The sequence below is a fragment of the Acidothermus cellulolyticus 11B genome (assembly GCF_000015025.1).
Taxonomy (GTDB): domain Bacteria; phylum Actinomycetota; class Actinomycetes; order Acidothermales; family Acidothermaceae; genus Acidothermus; species Acidothermus cellulolyticus.
Genome location: NC_008578.1, coordinates 2,173,768 through 2,196,889 on the forward strand (window position 1 = coordinate 2,173,768; position 23,122 = coordinate 2,196,889).

General features: G+C 63.9%; 16 protein-coding genes. 1 reads left to right on the plus strand and 15 read right to left on the minus strand.

The annotated features are described in order from the left end of the window. Window positions 1-68 precede the first annotated feature (68 nt). Complete coding sequence (locus ACEL_RS09925) at window positions 69-899, plus strand: hypothetical protein (RefSeq protein ID WP_148204606.1); 831 nt, start codon at window positions 69-71, stop codon at window positions 897-899. On the opposite strand, the gene ACEL_RS11680 is transcribed toward ACEL_RS09925, so the two are convergent. From ACEL_RS11680 to ACEL_RS10010, 15 genes are all read right to left on the minus strand, one after another. Continuing rightward, on the minus strand, window positions 894-2,609 hold the full coding sequence (locus ACEL_RS11680; protein ID WP_083760578.1) for a DUF4082 domain-containing protein: 1,716 nt from the start codon (window positions 2,607-2,609) through the stop codon (window positions 894-896). The two genes, ACEL_RS09925 and ACEL_RS11680, sit on opposite strands and share 6 nt — an antisense overlap. Window positions 2,610-2,997: 388 nt before the next feature. Beyond that, window positions 2,998-3,669 (minus strand): polysaccharide lyase domain-containing protein, encoded by a 672-nt coding sequence (locus tag ACEL_RS12180; protein ID WP_238378035.1) that lies wholly within the window; start codon window positions 3,667-3,669, stop codon window positions 2,998-3,000. An 869-nt stretch (window positions 3,670-4,538) separates the two neighbouring features. Beyond that, complete coding sequence (locus ACEL_RS09945) at window positions 4,539-5,132, minus strand: right-handed parallel beta-helix repeat-containing protein (RefSeq protein ID WP_193138729.1); 594 nt, start codon at window positions 5,130-5,132, stop codon at window positions 4,539-4,541. Between the two features lie 365 nt (window positions 5,133-5,497). After that, window positions 5,498-7,537, minus strand: coding sequence for an O-antigen ligase family protein (locus tag ACEL_RS09950; protein WP_011720762.1), 2,040 nt, complete (start codon window positions 7,535-7,537; stop codon window positions 5,498-5,500). Between the two features lie 4 nt (window positions 7,538-7,541). After that, entirely contained in the window at window positions 7,542-8,267 is a 726-nt protein-coding gene (locus ACEL_RS09955; RefSeq protein WP_011720763.1) for a hypothetical protein, read from the minus strand. Between the two features lie 48 nt (window positions 8,268-8,315). Beyond that, a complete protein-coding gene (locus tag ACEL_RS09960) occupies window positions 8,316-9,545 on the minus strand; it encodes a glycosyltransferase (protein WP_011720764.1) in 1,230 nt (409 codons plus the stop codon). A gap of 2 nt (window positions 9,546-9,547) precedes the next feature. Beyond that, window positions 9,548-10,396 (minus strand): ABC transporter permease, encoded by an 849-nt coding sequence (locus tag ACEL_RS09965; RefSeq protein ID WP_011720765.1) that lies wholly within the window; start codon window positions 10,394-10,396, stop codon window positions 9,548-9,550. Further along, the gene (locus ACEL_RS09970; RefSeq protein ID WP_193138730.1) at window positions 10,383-11,372 is read right to left on the minus strand and encodes an ABC transporter ATP-binding protein; all 990 of its coding nucleotides are present in this window, start codon (window positions 11,370-11,372) and stop codon (window positions 10,383-10,385) included. The genes ACEL_RS09965 and ACEL_RS09970 overlap by 14 nt, the downstream gene beginning before the upstream one ends. Before the next feature lie 50 nt (window positions 11,373-11,422). Next, the gene (locus tag ACEL_RS11690) at window positions 11,423-12,502 is read right to left on the minus strand and encodes a glycosyltransferase family 2 protein (protein WP_169303213.1); all 1,080 of its coding nucleotides are present in this window, start codon (window positions 12,500-12,502) and stop codon (window positions 11,423-11,425) included. A gap of 75 nt (window positions 12,503-12,577) precedes the next feature. Continuing rightward, window positions 12,578-17,935, minus strand: coding sequence for a DUF4082 domain-containing protein (locus ACEL_RS09985; RefSeq protein WP_011720768.1), 5,358 nt, complete (start codon window positions 17,933-17,935; stop codon window positions 12,578-12,580). Further along, window positions 17,932-19,095, minus strand: a complete 1,164-nt coding sequence (locus ACEL_RS09990) for a DegT/DnrJ/EryC1/StrS family aminotransferase (RefSeq protein ID WP_011720769.1) — start codon at window positions 19,093-19,095, stop codon at window positions 17,932-17,934. The genes ACEL_RS09985 and ACEL_RS09990 overlap by 4 nt, the downstream gene beginning before the upstream one ends. 2 nt (window positions 19,096-19,097) lie before the next feature. Next, window positions 19,098-19,781, minus strand: a complete 684-nt coding sequence (locus tag ACEL_RS09995) for an acetyltransferase (protein WP_011720770.1) — start codon at window positions 19,779-19,781, stop codon at window positions 19,098-19,100. Next, window positions 19,778-20,749 (minus strand): SDR family NAD(P)-dependent oxidoreductase, encoded by a 972-nt coding sequence (locus tag ACEL_RS10000; protein WP_041835750.1) that lies wholly within the window; start codon window positions 20,747-20,749, stop codon window positions 19,778-19,780. The genes ACEL_RS09995 and ACEL_RS10000 overlap by 4 nt, the downstream gene beginning before the upstream one ends. Before the next feature lie 17 nt (window positions 20,750-20,766). After that, entirely contained in the window at window positions 20,767-21,930 is a 1,164-nt protein-coding gene (locus ACEL_RS10005) for a Gfo/Idh/MocA family protein (RefSeq protein ID WP_011720772.1), read from the minus strand. Continuing rightward, window positions 21,927-23,120 (minus strand): DegT/DnrJ/EryC1/StrS family aminotransferase, encoded by a 1,194-nt coding sequence (locus ACEL_RS10010; protein ID WP_011720773.1) that lies wholly within the window; start codon window positions 23,118-23,120, stop codon window positions 21,927-21,929. The genes ACEL_RS10005 and ACEL_RS10010 overlap by 4 nt, the downstream gene beginning before the upstream one ends. Between the last annotated feature and the right edge of the window lie 2 nt (window positions 23,121-23,122).

Here is a 23,122-nt window from a genome sequence, read left to right on the forward strand (position 1 = left end):
TGGCCATGCGACCACCCCGCCGCCTGGCCGTGCTAGGACGGGTCCGGCGCACCCAAAAGCCGCATACCGTGACAACCGCCCGGTTCTGGCGCCGGATGTCCCGGGTCGTGTGCTATCCCATAACGGTAGCCTGCCTCAGCGCGCTGGTGCTCGGTGCGGTCACGTACCTCGTCTCGCCGAAGCCCTTCGAGGAACGGGCCATTCTCTTCACCGCCAACCCGCAAGCGCCAAATCCCTATGTGAACGTGGGGCGCGGGCAGTATGCGGTCTCCGAGGTGGTCGCGCGGCGTATCTTGGCGGATGCCAGCATCCGCAACATGCAGCGACATGGCCAGTTGGCAGCTTTCACGCTGGAGATCGAGCAGAATCTCAATGAACCGCTCCTGCACATTACGGTTCGCGGTCGCGATCGGAACGTCGTTGTCGCAACTCTCCGGACAGTGATCGCCGAAGCCCAGCATGAGTTGGTGCTCGTGCAGAACGAGAGCGGCTCGCCGGCTGCGCAGCGTTTCGAATACACCGTGATTGCGGAGACCCCGGTGCCGGAAATCAGCCGGCGGGACGCCATTCAGCGCGCCATCGAGGTATTTCTTGGCGTCTTTCTCGTCAGTTATCTGATTGGTCTCGCAGTGTCCAGTTATCGCCGCTACCGGGACACGCTTTGCGCGACCGATGAGACAGTCGTCTCCGAGACAGGCGCCGCGAAGGAAGCAGATCCTCGCGGCGACGCGCCGCAGCCTGTGACATCGCCGACGAATGCCACGACGCTACACAGCGAGACGTCCGGCGATGCCGCGGTGTCGGCTCACGACGGAATTCAGACCAGCTCCACTGCGGCGGACGACGCACCGGCACCGACGACAGCGAGGGACTCATCACCCGCCGACAGCACCTCATGACGTGCAGACCAGGGGTGTTCCGTCCGCATCCCAGACGTTGTTCGTGAAGCCGATCGTCCGTCCGGGTGACGGGCCGAAGGAGCACGGGCCGTAGCGTGCATTGCGCGCGAATCTATTTCCGGTGAAATTGATGACACCCGAGTCGTAGCCGGGATCGGCACCGGCGTAGATGGTGTAGTTGCCGCCGCCGAGAAGGCTGTTGGTGACATTCACGGTACCCATGTTGGAGAGGTCTGCACCGATGATGAGTGCGCTGTTTGCCACACCGCCGTTCGGTAGGGTCGCGTCAATGGTGCAGTGGGTGATGAGGACGTTGTCGCTCCCCGTTGACTGAACGCCGTCGGTGTGATCACCGCTATTGACCGTCAGGTCGTGAAGCCACGAATCCCGCACGGTCACGTTGTCACCGACGTCTATCGCGTCACCGGTTCCATGGATATTCAGCGCCGTCGCAGTAAATCCGCTGCCAACCAGACCAGGAACACTGGGATTGAGATGACGGCCGTCGATCTCAACGTGATCGATGATGATGCCGTGGTAATTCCAGCCGGTGTACAGCGCGTGATAGCCGCCGGTGGCAACAATTTTGACGTTGCGCACGGTGACATTATTGGCGAAGACGTCAAGCTCTCCGGTGATGAGCAGGTTCTGGACCACCGCTCCATCCTGCGTGATGGTGACCCCGCCGGACGAGGTCAAGGCAACACCCGGTTGCACACCGGTATTTGTGGCGTCGGGGAAGCCACAGGCGCTCGGACGTGACCAGCAGTTGGACATCGTCGGGGTGCTTGCCGACGGGCTGCTGCTGGGCGACGGCGTGATGAGGTTTGAGGACGCCGGCGGTGAGCTGGGCGTGAAGCTTGCGCTCGGAGAGGTAGGCGCGCCGAGGGTGCCGCCAGTCGCCGGAGATGACGGGGACGCCGTTGGAAGCGCGGAGTTCGTCGGCACTGGTGCGCTGGTCGTCGGCCCGCTCGTCGGTGCAACCGATGGACCGGACCCGGAGCCGGACGAGATCGACGGAGTCGCGGTCGGTGTCCCGGAACTCCCTGCACCCGAAGCCTTCTGCGTTGTCAGGGACGAGCTCGCGCTCGGCGTCGGCGACGAGGGTGCAGCCGGAGCAAAGATGACATCCACGTAGTAGCTCGAGTCGTGCCACGACTGGGTCGGGAATCCTTCAGGCCCGTATCGGTAGACGCCCTTGGTCTCGATGACAATGCCGTCGCCGAGGGTCTTGCCGTTGGAGAACGCGTACTGCTGCTGCGCGTAGTAACCACTGTTCGTGTGGTAACCGGCGACGTAATTGCGACCCGGTTTGACTGAGACAGGTTTCGCGAACGTGACCGTCTGCCAACCTTGCAATGTCTCGTTACTGAATGTCGCCCGAGTCAGCAACGTACCCGAGGAGGTCCACAGAGCGGCGGTGTGCGTTCCCGTATTCTGCGCGCTCTTGTAGTAGCGGATGCCGACGACATTTCCGGGCACCGTGACGTGAAAGACAGCGCCCAGCTCGACAGCTTGCGCGTCCTGCTCCGCAGCCTGGACCGGCTGCGTCGTCGTGCTGAACACGCTCTGCGTCGTCGATGCGAGCTGGGTCGAGCCATTCGCGGCCTGGAGGCCGATCGTCGTTCCTCCAGCGGCAACAGCAACCGCGATCAGCACGGTAAGGGTAAAAGTACGGCGACGTCCTCTAGCAGGCAGAACGTTATACACGGTGACTCCATCGGGGGCTCGGTGTTGTCACCGTTCTGAGTCGGTCGTGCCTCCATTTGGCTTGACGAAGTGAACCCTTTCGGCGTAATGCCCCATTACGCGGTTCTCCGCTGCGGAGGCACGTGTGAGTCGAACGTCACCCGAATAGCCCAAGCCGGATGAGCGGTGCGTGACACGTGCGGCCTTAGGGCAAATCACCCGACCGGCATGCTCCGATCGCTCCCGACCGCAGAGGCAAGAGCCGAACACGCCGAACGTCCAAATCGATCGCTGAAAGCTCAGCGCTCGATCCCGTTGCCCACCCGCGCCGTGAAACAGTGATCACGACTGCAGCGGATCCGCTGTTGATCTCCGCTTGCGGCGCGCGGGGCAGAGGCTGGTGGCGTGGTTATTCACGCAACGGGGCGCCGGACGCGTCCCACACGTTCCCCGTGAAGACGATCGCTCCGTCGGGCGACGCGCGGAAGGAATTCGGTCCATACTGAGCGTGATCACCGTAGCGATTATTCGCGATCGTGATGATGCCGGAGGAATTGCCTGGGTCGGCCCCGGCGTAGACGGTGTAGGTTCCGCCGTCCAGCAGGCAATCACGAAGCTGGGTGTTGGAGAGATCTCCGAGATCCGCGCCCATGATGACGGCTGAATTCGTTGGGGCACCGGTGGCGTCTATGGTGTCATGGACGATGAGGAGGTTGCTGCCGCCGGCAGTCTGTACGCCATCCGTGTGGTCGCCGGGTGCCACCCATAGATCGTGAATCCAGGAGTTCTGGACGACCACATTGTCTCCGGCATCGATCCCATCGGCGGTTCCATGAATATTCACCGCATCAGCGGTGAAACCGGAACCGCTGATGCCCACGACCGATGGAGTCTGCTTCCCGCCGTCGATCTCGACGTGTGAAATGATCACTCCGTGCACATTGCCCCGCACGATGATCGCTGCATCGTTGTCGACGTCGCGCACCCGGCTGTTTTTGATCACCACATTGGACGCGGTGACGACGATACTGCCGCGGACGTCCAACCCCGTGACAACTTGACCAGGAGTCGAAAGGGTCAAAGATCCGGAGACGCGCAGCGCCGTACCGGGTGGCACACCGGTGTTCGTGCCGTCGGGGTATCCGCAGGCCGAGGGATGCGGTAGGCAGTTGCGCAGCGGGGAGTCTCCGGTGGTCGGGGAACCGATTGGCGAATCGCCATTGCCGGCGGTCGCGCCCGGGGCGCTCGTCGGCGGCGCCGGCGACAGCGGTGGCCGTGCGTCCCCACGCGTGACCGGCTGCGTGCTTGTCGCTCGGCCGTGAACCAAGGACGGCGACGGGCTCGACGGCGCTCCAGCCGTTGAGCCCGCCGAGGATGCCCTGCTCGTGGCCGATGGCGCCGACCACCGATAACCGTGCGGATGGGTGGTGAGGTGCCGCGGAAACGGACGCAGGTCGAACCAGCCGCTGTGACGTTCGGCAGCGGAGGTTTGCGGAGCAATCGATGCCGCCGCGCTACCCGAGGCACCGAGGACTAAGACGACGAACAGTGCGAGAAGACGTGCGGGGACCTGGCGCGGACGCCGGTGCTTGGCGCGGTAGTGACGACGTGCCATGAGGGCCTCCCCGTCTGCTCAGTACGTCGTTGATCATCCACCCCCAGGCAGCGCGCCCAATGATCGAAACGTTATTTGATCGTTGTGTATTTGTGACGTGCGTTTGCAAGAGCGTACCAACTAGGACAACTCGGAGCAAGTTGTGACGTCAAGCCTGGATGCTGATCCAAAAGGGCGTAACGCCTGACACGCAAACAGGTGGGCCGGAGAGACCGGCGCTTTACAGCGCAGCACAGCAGAGAGCGCAAGGGCGCCCGGTACGCCCAGCCGGACGGCATTTTCCGTGTGGTCAGTACAGCGGAAAACGCAAGGGCGCCTGAGAGCGGAGACAGAACCTAACAGCGCAGCGGCGCCCCGGTTGCGTCGTCGACGTTGCCGGACGACTGGATGGTGCGACCCCGGGCGGGTCGCAGGGAACATGGACCGTAACGGTAACCCGACCCAAAGCGATTTCCCGAGATTATGATCGACCCCGAGTCGAAGCGGCCTCCCGTGCCGGCGTACACCGTGTAATTCCCGCCTCGCAACAAATTGTGTTCGATAATCACCTGGTCAAGAGGTCCCAGATCCGCACCGGTGAGTATCGCAGAATTTGTTGCCGGGCCAAGAGCGTCGATCGTGTTATTGACGATGCGCAGACTCCGGCCACCGCTCGACTGGATGCCGTCCGTATGATCACCATCCCATGCTACGAGATCGTGAATCCAGGAATTCTGCACAACCACGTTTGAACTGGCGTCAATCGCGTCGCCCGTCCCATGAATGTCAGCCGCATCCACGACGAATCCCGATCCAGCGATGCCGACAACCGACGGATTCTGCCGCCCGCCGTCGATTTCGACATGCACGAGTTCGACGCCAGAGACTCCAGTGTATGGAAGAGAAACCGCAACGGCATTGCCACGCGGGCGGATCAGACAGTCTTCCACGCGGACACCGGACGCCTTGATGGTTAGCGTTCCGTCAATTTCCAGTGCCGCGAGGCGGGAGCCCGCGGTTGTGATTGTGACGGATCCGACGCGGCGCAGTCGCGTGCCCGGACGGACTCCCGTCGTTGTCGGACCAGGCATGCCGCAGTAGTCTGCGCGATGCCAGCAATCGTTTGGCGTCCAAGACGGCAACGGCAAGTCGCTCATTGCGGATACCGCGACGGACTGCGACGGGCCAACCGGCAACGAGCGAGCACCGCTGCATCCAGGCGCAACCGCTACAAGAACAAGTGCGCAACCAAGGGCACCGGCCCTGCGCGCATGGCGACGCGCCTTCGTTGTTCTCACATTCCACACGCTAACCGTCAACCACTCAGGGCGACGATGTCATCACGGGAAATACGCGGCGTATCCGGCAGACGGTATGGTCGGTACCGCCTCCGCAGGAAGCCGTCAAGCGTCAGCCATGCCCAGAACACGAGAAACGCCATAACGGCCAGCGCACGACTTCGATGCGGTACGTCAGCGACAGCACTGACCGGCAAATACTGAGCTTGGACCCGAACAAGCGCGTCTGTCGCCACCGCGTAGCGCTGCTGCCATGCGCGCAGCGTCGCATGCGCAGCGTCAACAACGGCGGTCAGCGTCCCGAGCGCCTGCTCGGGCGTGCCGGCCGTCACTCCGATACGCATGAGATTGCCGGAACCGGTCACGTCGGTCGCCGGCTCAAGACTCCCGTTGCCGACAGCCACCTCGTATTCGCCACGGTGGCCGGATGCGACCAGCGCGCTGCGCTGACTCTGTGACGTCAGCGATTCGGCAAGCATCGTTGGGAAGTCACCGAGATAGCGGGGGGACGCAAACAGTGTCGTCGCAAGCGTTGCGGTCGGCGGACCACCCGCCAAGACAAGCGACGCCGTCGCACTGTACCGGACAGGCGCGTGGTGAATCCAGTTAACCCCGCCCAAAAAAGCCAGAAGCGCCAGGATGCCGGCGCCGATGCGGGCCGCCACGACGCGAGGGACGAACAGTAAGCGCCTGGCGTACCGAACCTGCCGGTGGCGCGGCCACGGTGAGCGCGGGACGGCGTCCGGTGCATCGACGCCGGCAGTCACCGTCATTGGACTTGGCACCAGACGGCTCAGGGCGCCGAGCGCGCCCAGCAGGAGAAAGAGGACAGCCGTGACCATGGGAAACGCGAAGGCATCGAAGGTAAAGAACGTCACAAGTGCTGCGATCATTGCACTGACCAGTGACAGGGCGACGCTTCGGATTTCCGCGTCGGCGCTGCTGCGGCGTATCCGGACTCCGGTCACCGCGCCAAAAAACATGATGCTGAGCAGGGCGGCAAGCCCAAGGAAACCCGCCTCAATCAGCGTTCCCATGTACTGGTTGTCAAGCGTACGATAGATTTCTGGTATGAACGTAAAGAAACCGCGTCCAATCAGCGGATCTCGCGATATGTAATACCCGGCCGCGGCATAGTCGCCGAGGCGATTCTGGATGCTCGGATCCTGACCGGCGTGGAGAAAGAACGATCGAATAGTGCCGAGCAACCCAGGAATGGCCAACTTCATTCCGACACCGGCGATCGGCGCGATGATGAGCGCGATGACCTTCTGCCGCGCCTGCCAGGAAAAAAACAGAATAATCAGCACGGTGGCCAAGCCCACGATCGCTGAACGCGCCACGGTCATCGGCATCGCGACGAGAATAAGGGCGGTACTGATCCGGGCAATCAGCCGCTCCCGCGCTGTGCGGCCGTACATGCTGAAATGAAACGCAACCGGAAGAATCAGTGTAAGAACGATGCCGAACTCAATGGGGTGGAGCGCTGTCGCCGTTACCCGGCGGAATAGGGATCGCTCGCCTGCCTCACCAAAGGGATGGTTGGCGACAAGACCCGGGATGCGTACGATATCGGAAATATTGACCCCGGTGAAGAATTGAAGAATGCCTATCGACGCCACGACGCCGCCCCCGGCGACGAGCCGGAACAAGAAGCGCTGCAGGGATTCGAGGGAAAGCAGTCCGTCGGCGACGGCGAGAAGCATGCCTGACCACGCCAGGAGTGCAAGGAGTCCACGGTCCGCGGAGCTGAGCTCCAGTCCGGTAATTGGGCGGAGCATGCCGTGCACGTAGCTCAGCAGCATGACGGCGACAAAGGCGGCCAGCACGAGGTGCGGGATAGTCGGCCGCTGTCTGGTATGCGCGAGAATGCGCGAAAGCAGCCACCAGATGAGAAAGAGGATCGCGAGAATATCGGCCGGTGTCCCCTGCGCACCAAGCGGCTTTACGATCAAGGCTGAGGGAACGCCGAGGACGAGAATGATGAGGAGCGTCAGCCACGGCAGAAGATCCTTTCCGTGACGCTCGCCGGTCTGCGTCGCCGTGGCGTCAATCATGGCGTCAGCCGACGCGAGGGGAGACGCCGGCGCTGACCTCCCCGGAAACGACGCCACCCTCGAAGCCGGGGAGTGTGGGCTCTGCCTCACCGGCGTGCTCACCTCGATGACGTGCGGACCGGGATCGGCGCTCCAGCCACGCGATGAAGAGCGCTCCTAAGACGATGATCACCGCGCCGACGGCGATCCCGTCCCGCAGTCTGCTCTTGTTGACCGGATGCGCCGTCGTGTCCTGCGTCAGGAGAGTCGCGCGGATGAGCGTGCCCGAGGGGGCTCCCGCGGCCTGTTGTGCCTGCTGAAGCTGCCGTTCGAACTCGGCGATCACGAGGCGAAGATCCTTTGCCGCCGCAGCAGGCGTCGGACCGGTCACCGTAACGGCTACGACCGGCGCATTAATCGCCGTGATTTCCGTCAGCACATAGGTGCCGACAAAGCCTTGGCTCGCAAGACGCGCGGCAACCTGCTGATCCATCGTCGCAACGGCAATAACCTGACCGGTCTGCGCCAGGCCGGGCGTCAGCGCCAGGTACGGATTCGCGGCATCACCGCCGACTCCGAGGACCATTGCCGCGGACCGGGCGGTCGGCAGCAGGAGGACCTGCCCGGTCATCCGATACGGCGGGGAGACAAGGCGGTAGGTGCCGACCGCACCGACGGCGGCGAGGACGACCACTGCGAGAAGCAAGTACCAACGCCGCACCATCACGGCGACGACAGATCCGAGCGACAAGGGCAGACTCCTGGACAACGAACGACATCTCTCTCCGAGGGTACCCGGTCAGGTCGGTAGCCGCGGGCGAGCACTAGCTGCGCGCTGCGCACGCGTCTGCGCAGCAGTGGCGCAGCAGTTCAACACATCGGCGGCGCGCGCCTCCCAGGAGTGCCGCGCGGCAAACGCACGGCGCCGTTCGGTTGCCGATACGTCGCCCCTGCCCGCGAGAACTTCGGAAACGCGCGCAAGAAACTCAGCATGATCCCGCCCGATCGCGACGAATTCGCGGTCGAACCATCGCACCGGATAGAGATCCGTGCTGACAACCGGAAGGCCGGCCGCTAGATACTCAAGGAGCTTCAAGGGAAAACTCTGTTGATTGAAGTCCGATGGCGCATACGGCAGAATCCCAACGTCCATGGCGCCAAAATATGCCGGGAGTCGCTCGAACGGCTGGTTCCCCACCCATTGAACGTTCGGGCGAGCCACCAGGGCGTCGAACCGCTCGTCATGGCTTCCGCGGTGACGGGGCCCGACGAGCAGGAGTGAATAGCCGGCCTCCGCGATCGCGATGAGGAGGTCGTAATCGACGCGGCCACCGAGACCGCCGGAATATCCGACAATTGGGCGACGCAGGCGAACGTCCTCGGCGGGGGCAATCCGCCCGACCGCGGCAAACGCCTTCGCGTCGCATCCGTTCGGAATCAATACGGTTTCTTGCTTGAGGGTCCGCCACGTGTCATAGAGACCCGGTGTGGCGGCGATGACGGCGTCGCACTGCTCCTGCAGTCTCCGCTCGCCCTTTCGAATCCGCTTTGCCGAAACGCCGAAGAGCTCGGCACCGGCGACAAAGTCATCTTGCACCCAGTAGACATGTACGATGCCCGGCAATTGACGTGGCGCGGGGCCAAGCGGGCTGGTGTGAATCACGTAGGGACCCGCAAGGTGCAGGCGACGGACCGCTTGGCGGATCCACCGGGTGACAAGGAGTCGGGTCAGGTGGACTATGCCTGGACGCTCGGGAAAGGGGGTGACGACCGGGGTGAGCCGCGCGAGACTCGGAGACAGAAGACGTAAGCGCGGCTTGTCAAGAGCGGGTTGCAATTGCGGCTTGCGGCGGACCGTCCAGCGCGACATGGGCGGATCGACGTAGAGCACAAACGTCTTCTCCGCCAACCGCTCCGCAAGATGGCGATCAGCGAATTTCGTGTCATCCCAATTGTTTGCAGCAAGAAGAACCACCGGACGGGCCGAATCGGGAACGGCAGGTCCGCCCCTCAGGTTTGGATTGCTCACGGCTACGTTCCGAGAATGCCCATAACTTGCGCGCGGTGCAGAGCGCGCTCAAATACCCAGAGCCCGGTGATAATAGACAGGACCGAGGCAAGCCCGAGAACGACGAAGGGCAGCCAGAGCGGCATGGCCGTGGCACCGGCATGGGGGGTCAGTAGACTACGCGCTCCACTGATCACGTAGGCTTGCGGCGCCAAGTAACTCGCCCAGCGTATCGCCGGCGGCAAGACTGTGATCGAAAAGAGTGAGCCGCCGACCAATGCGCCCAGCAATCCGTACACCGCCATTACCGGCGAGCCCCGCTTGAAGAGGATAAGAAAGCTGGCAGCGAACAATCCCAGGCCATTGGACGCGAGGACGCCGAGCAGCAGAAGCACGAAGAACAATGGCAGCCCGGAGAAGTCAATTCGACCCCCCAAGGCGCAGCCGATGGCGATGGTGATGAGCGTGATCACGATTCCGACGAACGACTTCCACACGTTCATACCAAGAGGTATCAGCCGCCAGGAGATCGGCTCGATGAGGTACGTCTCCAAGACACCCCGCTCCTGCGCAAACTGGAGTCGCGTCGTCAAGCCGGTAAGGGCCTCCTGCAGGCCCGCCGCTACCGCCACTCCGATCAAAATGGACATGTACTGGGACCGGGTATGCAAAAAGATCGACTGGAAATAGTACATGAAGGCAGGTACCACCAGCGCGAGATACGCCAGCGCATTGCTCGCCGGAAACATGATCTCTTCAATCACGTCCAACCGCAGGTACGCGGCAAAGAGGTCACGGAGTTTCTGACCCGTCGTACGACGGGACACGGCGCTCCGCCAGGTCGAATCCGCTTCGTACTCAACGAGATTCATCGTTGTCATCCTCGTACGCACTCGCAATAACGTCGCGCAGCGGAGTGGTGACTTCACCGATCCGGTGAACGCGCGGAAGAAGGGACCCGAGAGTCGCTAACACGTCGCCGACCGCAGTCCGGACGGTAAGCCGGACATAAACGTCCCTACCGTCACGATCGACCGTGTTGCCGCTCGCCATCAATTGCTTCTCGGCCTGTCGCGCGGTCGACTCGTGGTCGAAACGAATCTCCACGGTAGGGACGTCGATGCGCTCGCGGAGATCATCCAGGCTGCCGGAGAAGCGAATGCGGCCGCGATCCATGAGCACGGCATTTGAGCGCAATGCATCAATCTCTTCCAGGCGATGGGAGGAGAGAAGCACGGCCAGGTTCTCCTGCCGGACCAGTTCCGTCACCAGGTCGAGGAGGCTCTTTGCGGCCAGCGGATCAAGCGCGCCCGTCGGTTCGTCGAGAAGCAGCACCCGCGGCAAGGGTAGCAGCGCGCGCGCGAGCCGCAGGCGTGCCTTCATCCCGGCCGAAAGGCTGGCGGCGATCGCATCGCGCTGGGCGGCAAGACCAACCATTTCGAGCACCGTGTCGATGCGTCGCGGCAACAACGGAGGTCGGAGCCCCTGAAGCCGTCCGTGAAGCTGCAAATTCTCCCGGCAGGTCGCCCGCATGAGGAGGCTCCGTTCCTCCGCGGACATCCAACCGACAAGTTGGCGGATATCGTCAATCGCCCGCAGCGTGTCGAGACCCGCGACCGACACGTTGCCCGACGTCGGTGTGGTCAGGCCGACGACAATGCGGAACATCGTCGTTTTGCCCGCGCCGTTCGGACCTACGACGGCGAGTATCTCTCCGAAACGGACGTCAAACGTGACTCCGCGCAGCGCTGCGACCGGCTCCCGAATGGGCGTGCGCGAGAACAGGCGCATCCAACGCGGTTGCGGTGCATACACTTTGGTCACGTCGCGGAATGAGACAGCCGCCACGTCAAGACGTGCCGCCTGACCAACTCCGTTGGTTCGAACCGCGTACGCGCTCATAGCCATCGCTCGAGAGGACGCCCCAGCGCGTGATACCACTTCCGAAGGTGGCACCGGGCAGTCACGTACCCGGCACGCACTGCCGCACGGGCCGAGCGCGAACCGGAATCACGCCTCAGGGCGCGGTAGCGTCGCCAATCGGCCAGCGTGGTGTATTCGACGCCCAGACTCATGACAAACGCAAGATACTCGTCAACATCCTCCGGGAGACCAAAAACAATGATGTCGCAGGCGTGACTGATCGCCACGCTTGCCAGATGACGGCGCGCCGCTCGGTGCCACTCGTCACTTTCGGGCGGTCGCGCCGACCAGGCGGCGAAAAAAGACTCAAGCGCCGCCTGCCGCTGCCTGAGATCGGCGATCTTCTGGCCGTACGTCGTCCGCGCCATACTGGCGGAATGCACGCGATAATAGGCTTGTGGGGGTCCAACCAATTGGACAATGCTGCCCTGTGTGGCGACCCGCAGCCACATCTCAAAATCTGCACTATGCGGCAGGTGTGCACTGTATCCACCGACGCGTCGCTGAACCTCCGAGCGGACGACGACCTCCGGCGATGCGATCGGATCCCAGCCGAGGCGGCAGATCTTCTCGATCCACGCGGTGCCGTCCATCGTTACCGCACGAATCCGTGATCGGCGCTCTCGGTGCACGCAATCGTCCGGGTCCACGTGGCGGCAAATGGCGACCCGTCCGTAGACCATCGCGATACCGTCGTCGCTTTCCAGAACGTCTACAGCTCGGCTAAGGCTGCCAGGAGCGAGAAAATCGTCGGCGGAAACAAGTGCGAAGTATTTTCCTCGCAAGACGCTGATGCCTTCGTTGTACGTTGCGATGTGCCCCAGATTGATAGCGTGTCGCATAAGGCGCACTCGGGGGTCGGAGTTGGCGAGTTGCTCGGCGACCTCGGCACTGTCATCCGTCGACGCGTCATCGATGACGAGCACATCGACATCTACGCCGTCCTGACTCAGGATGCTTTTCACACAGCGCGGGAGATACCGGCCGTAGTTGTAGCAGGGGACCAATACCGTCACAGTCGGCAGACCAGTCCGCTGCCGCCGCGTCCCGCTCACGGTGCGGGTGCTTGGACTTCGCACGTCAACGAGCTTCGCCATCCGAGCGCCGCTACCTCCGTACTCTCCGCAATCTCAGTTGGACGTGAAGACGACATCGACCCAGTAGTTGGTCGCATTGTATGAATCGGTCGGCATGACCCCACCGCTTCCGTAGCGGTAGACGCCGTTGCCCTGCGCTGCCGGGGACGAGAGCGCAACGAGCGGTCCCGAACTGACGCCGTTGCTCGTGAAATATCCCGGATCGGCTGCGTAATGGCCGTTCGGCGCGTAGTACGAGGCGACATACACCACCCCCGGCTGAACCGGCACCGGCGCACTGAAGTCAGCCTCCTGCCAGCCGCTCGCCGTCTCGTTGGTGAACGTCACCGTGGCAAGCAGGTTCCCGTCGGCATCCCACAGACTGCCCGTGTGCGTTCCGTCGTTGCCGGCTCCCTTGTAGAACCGGATGCCCGTGATGAACCCGGCCTGGGTGGTTTCAAAGCGGAGCCCAAGCTCGACGGAACTGCCTTCGTTGACGGACGCTTGGACCGGTACGGTGGCGGCTGACCATATGGAGCACGGACACGGCACAGACGGCGGCGGAGGCGGTGACGCCGTGTAAAGCACGTCCACCCAGTAATTCGTCGCGTTGTACGTGTTCGTCGGGAAGGCATCGACGGGACTGTAGCTGTAGACGCCGTTACCGCCGACATCCGCTGACGCCGGCGCGACGAGCGGACCCGCCGAGCGTGCGGCCGCGAAGTAATTCGGCGACGCAACGTAGTGGCCGTTTGGCGCGAAATACGAGGCGACGTACGTTTGTCCGGCTGTCACCGCCACCGGGGTGCTGAACGTAACGGTCTGCCAGCCGGTCGCAGACTCGTTCGCGAAGGTCGCCCGCGCCAGCAGCTGACCGCTTGCCGTCCACAGGCTTCCGCTGTGCACGCCGGTATTGTTCGTTGATTTGTAGAAGCGAATACCGGTGATGTACCCATCTGCAGTTGGCGTGAATTTCACACCGACCACAACACTGTTCGGGTCGTTCGCCTCGCCGGCGTTCGGTTGCAGCGCGGTGGACCAGAGCGAGCATGGACAACCGCTTGGATCGCCCGCTGTCGTGAACGACCACGTGTAGGGCGGTATCGAGAGGCCGGTGAACGGATCCACCGCCGTCACGTTCACGGTGTACGTGGTACCGGCGCTGAATGGCGCGGCCGGTGTCCACGTGGCCGTGTAGGTGGTCGCGTCGTACGTGAGCGTGCCGGTCAGGGCCATGCCGGTGTCGGTGACCGTCAGTGCCACCGATGACGGGTCGACCGCGCCGCTGAACGTCAGCGACACCGGTGATGTCGTGGGTGCGCCGGTCGACCCGGCGGCGGGGCTGACCGTTGCAACGGTTGCGCCGCTGGTCGGCGGTGTGAAGACGACGTCCACCCAGTAATTCGTGGCGTTGTAGCTGCTCGACGGGAATCCGCCGCCCGTGCTGTAACGGAAGACACCGTTGCCGCCGCTGCCGCCCGAGCTCGGCGCCGTCAGCGGGCCGTTCGAATACGCGGCGTTGAAGTACCCGCCCGTTGCGGCGTAATGCCCGTTCGGCGCGTAATACGAGGCGACATAGGTTTGCCCGGCCTTTACCGGCACCGGCGACGAGAAGACGGCGACCTGCCATCCGGTCGCGCTTTCGTTGGTGAAGGTGACGGACGCGAGCAACGTGCCGTCAGCGGACCACAGATGTCCGACGTGCGTCCCCGTGTTCCCGTTCCCCTTGTAGAACTTGATGGCGGACACGTAGCCATCTCGGCTGGTCGTGAATTTCACGCCGAGTTCCACACTGCTGGCGTCGTCGACAGCCGCAACTGCCGGCGCCGCTGACTCGCTCCACAAGGCGCATGGGCACGTCGGCGCCGTCCCGGCAGTGGTGAACGACCACGCGTACGGGTTGGAAGGCACCCCATCCGCAGCGGCGGTCGCCTGCACGGTGACGTCGACTACCGAGCCAGCGGGCAGCGCGCTGCTGGGCGTGAAGGTCACGGTGGTGCCGTCGGTGCTCAACGTCACGATGCCCGATACCGGCGCTCCACTCGCGTCAAGCACCACGGTCACGCTCGGCGAGGTGACCGGTTTGTCAAACGTAATGGTGATTTCCGCCGTCGGGTCCACATTCGTTGCGCCGGCGGCTGGAGTCGTCGCAACAACCTGCGGGGCCAGCTGCGCGTTGGTGAAAATCGGATCCACCCAGTAATTGCTCGCTTGATAGGACTGGGACGGAAAAGCGTTCGTCGCAGCATACGTGAATACACCGTTCCCCGGGGTCGCGGCGGCGGTGAGCGGACCCACGGTCAGCGTACCGGTGAAGAAGTTCGGGGTCGCGGTGTAGTGACCTTGCGGTGCCAGGTAGGAGACGACGTACGTCGTCCCGGCACTCACCGCGACCGGCGTCGCGAAATTGACCTGTTGCCAACCGGTCGTCGTCTCGTTGGTGAACGTCGCCGCCGCGAGAAGCTGACCGGCCGCGGTCCACAGGCTTCCCACGTGGGTACCGCCGTTCCCCACGCCCTTGTAGAACTTCACCCCGGTCACATATCCGTTGACCGCCGGCGTGAAGCGAAGGCCCAGATTGACGCTCAACGAGTCGTTAGCCGGGGCTGCCGACGGCGTACCCGCCGACGGCCAGAACGAGCATGGGCACGGCGCGGCATTTGTCGTGGTGAACGACCACTGGTAGGGCGCGATCGGGAGTCCGCTCGCCGCGGCGCGTGCATCAAGCGTGACGGTGTACGGCGTGCCGGCGGCGAGGGGCGTGCTTGGCGTGAAGGTCGCGGTGCGGCTGGCGGTGTCATACGACGTCGTGCCGTTGATGGTCAGACCATTCTGACTTACCTGGAAGACGACCGAACCGGGGTCGACATCGCCGGTGAAGGTTGCGGTGATCGGATTTGTCGTCGCGGCACCGGTCGCACCGTTGGCGGGAGTCACCGCCGAGACCGTGACACTGTGGTCCGGCGTGACGAAGACCACGTCAACCCAGTAGTTCGTGTTGTCGTATGACTGGTTCGGGAAAATCGTGCCTGAGCCGTAGGCGAAAACCCCGTTGCCGCCTATCGCGGGGCCGCTCGGTGCAACGAGCGGCTCGCTGGTGACGCCGGACGTCTCGAAGTAGAACGGTTGCGCGGCGTAGTGACCGTTCGGCGCGTGGTACGAGGCGATATACGTCTGCCCCGCTTTCACCGCGATGGGCGTGGCGAAAGTGACCTGCTGCCAGCCGGACGTGGTTTCATTAGTGAACGTCGCCGTCGCCAGCAGTTGGCCTGAGCTGCTCCACAAGCTCCCGACATGCGTTCCCGTGTTGGTCGACAGCTTGTAGAACCGCACGCCGGTCACGTAACCGTCCTCCGTCGGCTGGAATTTGACCCCGACCTCGACGGACGACGGGTCGCTTTCGGAATAGTCCGGCGATCCCGCACCCTCGCCGCTGGACGCCGTTATCTGCGGGGGTGGCGGCGGCGCCGACGATGTTGGCCAGATCGTGCACGGGCAGCCGCGGGGCGCGACGGTGACGATTTCTGTCACCGGCGAGGACGTATTCACCGAGTCATCGGTTGCCCGAACCGCGAGCGTCACCTGCCCCGATGTCGTCGGCGTCCACGTGTACTGCCAGGACGTCGTTCCTGTCGCGGGGTGCCACGTTTGCCCGCCGTCCACCGACACCTCGACCCCGGCGACCACTCCACCAACGTCACTTGCCGTTCCGGAAATCGTCACGGGGCTGGCGACCGTCAGGGTGCTCGACGACGTCGGCGACGAAATCGTCACCGTCGGCGGCGTGGTGTCCGTGGATGGCGACGCCGGCACCAGTCCGCTCATCAGCGTCTGAGGTTGTACGCCCATGTCCGCGAAAAGGTTCACTGTGGCCTGCTGCATGCGCGGGTCGGCAGGCGACGTCGTACCATCGTGATCGTCGTCAAGTCCCCACGCCCACTGCACCGTGCCGGCGCCGAAAACGAGCGCCCCGCTCGGTGCCCGATACAAGGTGAGACTGTGGGTGACCGTGCCCTGCGCCACGGTGTTTCCGTAGTCAATCATTTTCTGTGGGACGGACTCGACGGTTGATGACAAGTCGATGAGGCCGGCGGGTCGGAAGCCGTTGTCGACATCGGAGTCGAATTCGTATCCGAGGGTGTTGGGCGCCAAGGTCGCGGTCTGACCGGGACCAAGGCTGGCCACCGACGTGTTCCGCCAGATGCGATCCCTGCTGTACGGGTACGGCACCTGAATGGCGAAGCCGCCGGTATTCGACATGTACATGGTGCCGCTCAACGCATTTTCCGGGTGATACCCGTCACCTTGCGGATTGATCGGTGGGCCAAAACGCGGGTCCCGCCAGGTGGCGGTGGTCGTCGTCGGTTCCAACGGGTCGATGGGCCCGTTCGCCCAGGTCTCCTTGTAACTGACCAGCGTGCGGTACGGCGTGTTCGAGCCGTCAACGCTGGGTTCCCACCGAGTCTTCCAATAAATTTCGTTGCCGCTGAAGAAGGCGAGATTGACGCCGGCGTCGCGGGCCGCTTCGACGTTCGCACGCTGTTCGCCCGACCAGTACTCGTCATGTCCGACCGATAAGAAGATGCGATGGTTGAGGAGCAGGCTGCCGTTGCGCGCAGTGTCAACGCCGGAAATGTAACTGACGTCGTATCCATTCCGCTCCAGGAAGCGGATCATCGGATATTCGTTGCTGAACAAGTAATCACGGCCGTCGTTGTCGCCCCGCGTCGAGAACGGCCGATTGTAGCTGATCTTGTATGCCCGGCCGTTGCTCCCGGTGTAGAAGTCCGCACCGCCGTAGGTGTTGTACGCCTCCCAGGTGGTGTCCGACGTCTGGAAGACGATGTCGGAGTGGCTCGAGTCGTCGCGGACGACAAAGGGAATCTGACTCTGCCCGCCGGTGTCGGTCCGGGTGAGAACCGCCAGGTACACCCCGGAGACGGCCGTGGTTGGTACCGTCCAGGAGGCCGAGACGGCCCAGTCTCCGCAGTCGACCAACTGGGTGGCCGGATCGGTGATGCAGGCCGGCTGATTCTGCGGCAAGGCCGCCGACGGCGTGATGCTCGCAATCTTGCGCGCTCCGTCGCCGCCATACCAGCCCAGGCGGTAAATGTCGATCGTGTATGCGGACGCGTCGGTCGAAATTTTGAAGTACTCGGTCTGGCCGATGTTCACGCTCATGTCGGTGGCGAAACCCTGGATGGTCGGATCGCCGACGCCGGTCACGTCCCAGACGCTCTCCGGGGTCCCCGGTTTGGAGTTCTCGCAGACGATCGGGTTGCTCCCCGGTCCGCACGGCGATGTCGCGGCGGAAGCCGCCGGCTGTGCAGCGAGCAGTCCTCCTGCTGCCAAAGCAGCCGCCGCGAACACCCGCGCCACGTGCAGCGACCTCGTCGTTATCCGCGCCATCATCGAACCGCTCCTGTCTCGTGAGCCAACGGCGAGCCATCGCCGGGTGATGTCTCACCGACGGTCAACGCCTCGCGAAGAGTGTCGATGACCACGTCACACTGCGACGTCGTCATGCCCGGAAAGATCGGAAGGGAGAGAATCTGCGTCGCCGCCCGCTCCGCGACAGGAAAGTCACCCGCACGATAGCCCAATCCCACATACCCGGGTTGCAGGTGCACTGGTATCGGGTAATGCACCGCGGCACCGATACCGGCTCGGTTCAACGCCGCAAGGACGGAGTCACGGCGCGGAATTCGGATGACGTACAGGTGCCACACGTGTTCATTGCCCGGGCGGACCGTCGGCACCCGCACCTCGTCGATCTCAGCGAGCCGCTCGCTGTAGTATACCGCGATCTCTTGACGCAGGGCGTTCCAGTCGTCAAGCCGGCGCAATTTTTCGCGGAGTATCACCGCCTGCAGGGCGTCCAATCGGGAATTGAACCCGATATCCGGATGGTGGTACTTCCGCGCGCTTCCGTGATTGGCGAGCCGGCGCGCGTATCGGGCGAGCCCCTCGTCATCAGTGAGAACGGCTCCCCCGTCGCCGTAGGCTCCGAGATTCTTCCCTGGATAGAAGCTGGTCGCGGCGATATGCCCAAGACCGCCGGCACGGCGGCCGTCCAGTCGGGCGCCTTGGCACTGGGCGGCGTCTTCGATGAGAGCGAGATTGTGTTTCTCCGCAATCTTCGCCAGGTCGCGCATCGGAGCGACCTGGCCGTACAAGTGCACGGCAATGACCGCCCTGGTACGCGGCGAGATTGCCGCTTCCACCCCGCGTGGGTCGATGAGCAGGTACTCGTCGTCGCAATCGACAAGCCGGGGAATCGCACCCGCGCGCAGGACGGCTTCCACCGTGGCGACGAAAGTGTTGGTCGGCACGATGACCTCATCGCCGGGTCCGATATGCAGAGCGCGGAGAGCGATTTCGATCGCGTCGGTACCGTTGGCCACTCCGACGCAATGCGTCACCTCGCAGTAGCGGGCAAAGTCCGCTTCGAATTCCTCGACGGCGGCACCTCCGATAAAAGCGCCGCGCCGCATGACATCGAGCAGCGTCGGCAAAACCTGCGGCTCGATGACACTGTGCTGCCACGTAAGGTCGACGAGCGGAATCGGCATGTTCACCCCGTCCTTACGAGTTCGACACCGAGCGGAGTGGTGAAACCGGCGCGCCGGGCCGGCGTGCCATACCAGATCTCGCCGGCAGGGACGTCCACCGTAACCACTGACCCCATCCCGACCAGCGCCCACGCGCCGATCCGCAGGTTTTCCCGAACCAGCGCGCCAGCGCCGACGTAAGCGCCGGTGTCAATCTGCACCGAGCCGCCGAACGTCGCGCCGGCGCAAATCGTGGCGAAATCCGCGACGACGTCGTCGTGCGTGAAAACCGCACGCGGCATGACGGCGACGTGTGCGCCGAGGCGGACCGCCGCCGTGGCGACGACACCCGCCAGGACGAGGCATCCAGCACCAAGAACCGTGTCGGCGGCCAAGCAGGCGCTGGGATGCACGACCGTCGCGTACCGTTCCGCCGGCAAGGAGAGGCGACGGGCAAGCCGGTAACGGCTGGAGAAGTCACTAGGCCGGCCGGTCGCGAGAAGCACCTGGGCCGTTTCCGGGATGCTGTCGGCGGTGATCGGTCCGAGGACCGGCACCCCGTCGATCACCGTACCGTGGCGGGTTGCGTCATCGTCGAGAAAGCCGAGGAGCTGCCACGTCGCGCGCTCGGCGTTCACGGCATGCACCGCCTGGACCGCCTCGCGGGCGAGCCCACCGGAGCCGGCAATGACGAGCGGCCGGGTCATGCGACCCTCACCGGAATGACACCCTCGGCCTGGAGCCACCGCACCAAGTCGTGCAAACCGTCAGCGAGGCTGATGCGGGCCTCAAAGCCGAGCAATTCCTTCGCCTTGCGCGTGCTCGCCAACCGCCGGGTGACGTTGTTGACCCGCCGTGCCGGGGCGAATTCCGGACGCAGATCGCTGCCCATCGCTGCGAGAAGGGCATCGGCCAGCTCGCGCAGACTGGTTTCCGTTCCGGAGGCGACATTAATCACTTCGTCGCTCACCGGAGCCGCAGCAGCAAGAAGGTTCGCCCGCGCCACATCCGCGACGTGCACGAAGTCCATGGTCTGCAATCCGTCGCCTTCGATGATGGGCGGCTCACCGGCGGCGATGCGTTTCGCCCAACGGATCAGTACTTCCGTATAGACGCCGAAGGCGTCCATGCGCGGGCCGTACACGTTGAAATACCGCAGCGCGACATACTTGAGCCCGTACATGTCGTTGAAGCTGCGTAGCAGCCCCTCGTTGAAGGTCTTGATGGCGCCGTACAGCGTTCGGTTGTGGTACGGATGGTGCGTTTCTTCCGTTGGGAAACTCTCCGCCAGCCCGTACACCGAAGCCGACGACGCGGCGACGACCTTGTCAACCCCGGCTGCAACGGCGGCCTCGACGACATTGAACGTCCCCGTCGCCAGCACATCGAACGCAAGCCGTGGTTCTTCCGCACACTGCGTGATACGAATCGCCGCTTGGTGAAAGACAAGGTCCGTCCCGGCGACGGCGTCGCGGACCACCGCCGGATCCCGAATATCGCCCTCGATGACCTCAACCCGGCCGGACGCGCATGCGGCGACGAGATTCTCCCGACGACCGCGGACGAAATTGTCCAGCACCACGACCCGCGACGCACCGGCCGCTATGAGCTGGTCCACGATGGTCGAGCCGATCGTTCCAGCACCGCCCGTCACCAAGGCCCGACAACCGCGCAACGCGTCAACATCAGCAATCACAACAGGCGCTCCCTACCACCGTATGCCGCCGGGTCTGCGCTCGGCCGCGATACATCCCCGGAATCCTCCGCTTCGGCGGCTCCTGCCGCTCCAGCCGGCACCGGCTCCCGAGTCCGCCCGTCCCGCAGCGCAACCGGCGCTCCACCGCGTTCCAGGCTGCGCGACGCCGCCTCGAGAATGTCGAGGATCCGCAGTCCACTCATACCGTCCGTCAGCGCCGGGCGTCCCTCCCGGATCGCGGCTGCAAATTCGCTGACCACTTCACCCAGTGCTTCCCGTTCCACCAGCGCAGGTGCCACCATGTCTCCCGCCCGGTAGGAAACCAATGCGTCGCGTCGCTGATCCCCGTCCAGTTCGGTCGTGGCGCGAAGGTCGACGCCGCGGTCGAAGAGGGCAATACGGGTCACCGGATTGAGGTCGTCCCAGAGCAGAATCCGTCGCGACCCGCCGATCAGCATGGTCCGGATTTTCACCGGACTGAGCCAGTTCACATGGATGTGCGCGAGGCCGCCGCCCGGCAGGGCGAGACTGAGATACGCCAGACACGCCCGCCCCGCGCCAATGGGATCGGCGCCGTGCACCGCCACCGAGATCGGACGAACCTCCGCAGGGAAAACGAAATCCATAATGGACAAGTCGTGCGGCGCGAGATCCCAAATGACGTCGACGTCACGCTGCACAAGACCAAGGTTTATCCGCACGGAGTCGAGATACTGGACAGCGCCAAGGGTCCCGCTTGCGATAATGTCCCGCATCTTGCGGACCGCCGGCGTGTAGCAGTACGTGTGATCGCACATCAGCACGAGCCCGCGCTCGATCGCCATGGCGACGAGAATGGCCGCGTCGTCATAACTGGCGGCCAGCGGTTTCTCCACCAGTACGTGTTTCCCCGCCCGCAGCGCCGCCGCCGCAATCGGGAAATGCGTGGCAACGGGCGTCGCGACGATGACGGCGTCGGTCTGCGGATCCGTCAGCACGTCCTCGAGATTGTCCGTCACCAGGGTGTCGGAGAACCGGCCGGCCACCCGGCGCGCTCGGTCGACGTCGACGTCGCAGACCCAGCGAAGGCGGAATTCCGGACTCGCGAGAACGTTACGCACCAGATTGGGACCCCAGTACCCGGCTCCGACGACGGCGACGCCCAGTGGTTCTCTCGTCATCGGCATGCCTCTCGGAGAACGTCGCGGACGGCGGTGATGACCCGCTCCTGCTCACCGTCCGTCATCGCGTGAAACAGCGGAAGGATGATGGAACGTGTCGTCACGGTGTCGGTCACGGGTAGGGCGCGCGACGCCATTCCCGCATACGCCGGTTCACGATGCGCCGCCATGATGCCTCGGCGTGCAGATATGCCGGCATCGAGCAGTCGGCTCAGAAATTCCTCCTGCGAAATGTGGTAACGCCCGTCGGGCAGAATCCAGAATGACTGAAAGTTCGTCGTGCCATATGGCGGGTCGGCCACGGTTTGGAGACCCGGCATGTCGGCGAAGGCGGCAATGTAACGGCTGGCACGTTCACGGCGGCGTGCCACGATGGCGTCGAGCTTTTCAAGTTGCGCGAGCCCGATAGCGGCTTGGACGTCGGTCATCCGGTAGTTGTAGCCGAGCTCGAGATAACGTTCCAGGACGGGCCGGCGGAGCTCATGGCGCTGCGCGGCCGAGACACTCATCGCGTGTTCACGGAGACGCCGTAGGCGGACGGCGAAATCCTCACGGCTGGTGAGAATCATGCCCCCTTCGCCGGTCGTAATAATCTTCCGCGGATGAAACGAGAGTACGGCGAGATCGGAATGCGCTCCGATCGGCCGCCCGCGGTACGTCGAACCGATGGCACAGGCGGCATCTTCAATGAGGACGGCTCCTCGCGTGGCACATAACGCGGCGACAGCGTCGACGTCCGCCGGTGTTCCCGCCTGGTGGACAAGAAGGACGGCAACAGTCCGCGGTGTCCAGGCGCTCTCGATGGTCTGAGGCGTGAGATTCAACGTGCCCGGATCGACGTCGGCGAACACTGGTGTCGCACCGCAATACCGGACGGCATTTGCCGTGGCGATAAAGGATAACGAGGGAACGATGACGTCGTCACCGGGGCCGACTCCTGCCGCCAGCAACGCAAGGTGCAAGCCTGTCGTGCAGGATGACACCGCAATGCCGTGCTCGGCCCCGAGCCGTCGGGCGACCGCGCGTTCAAACTCTGCAACACGCGGGCCCTGCGCCACCCAGCCGGAGAGGACCACCTCAGCGGCCGCCTGCGCCTCGGCCTCATCGAGCCACGGCTTCATCACCGGTATGAGCGCCGCCGAGTCCGAGGCGTTCAGACCGGTGATGGTCGCACCGCCCGTGTGCTTCATGG

What these genes read in the sequence shown, in the direction of transcription:
- ACEL_RS09985 (WP_011720768.1), bottom strand. Translation starts at nt 17,935, where the DNA reads ATGATGGCGCGGATAACGACGAGGTCGCTGCACGTGGCGCGGGTGTTC.
- ACEL_RS09965 (WP_011720765.1), bottom strand. Translation starts at nt 10,396, where the DNA reads ATGAATCTCGTTGAGTACGAAGCGGATTCGACCTGGCGGAGCGCCGTG.
- ACEL_RS09990 (WP_011720769.1), bottom strand. Translation starts at nt 19,095, where the DNA reads ATGCCGATTCCGCTCGTCGACCTTACGTGGCAGCACAGTGTCATCGAG.
- ACEL_RS10005 (WP_011720772.1), bottom strand. Translation starts at nt 21,930, where the DNA reads ATGACGAGAGAACCACTGGGCGTCGCCGTCGTCGGAGCCGGGTACTGG.
- ACEL_RS09995 (WP_011720770.1), bottom strand. Translation starts at nt 19,781, where the DNA reads ATGACCCGGCCGCTCGTCATTGCCGGCTCCGGTGGGCTCGCCCGCGAG.
- ACEL_RS10010 (WP_011720773.1), bottom strand. Translation starts at nt 23,120, where the DNA reads ATGAAGCACACGGGCGGTGCGACCATCACCGGTCTGAACGCCTCGGAC.
- ACEL_RS09950 (WP_011720762.1), bottom strand. Translation starts at nt 7,537, where the DNA reads ATGATTGACGCCACGGCGACGCAGACCGGCGAGCGTCACGGAAAGGAT.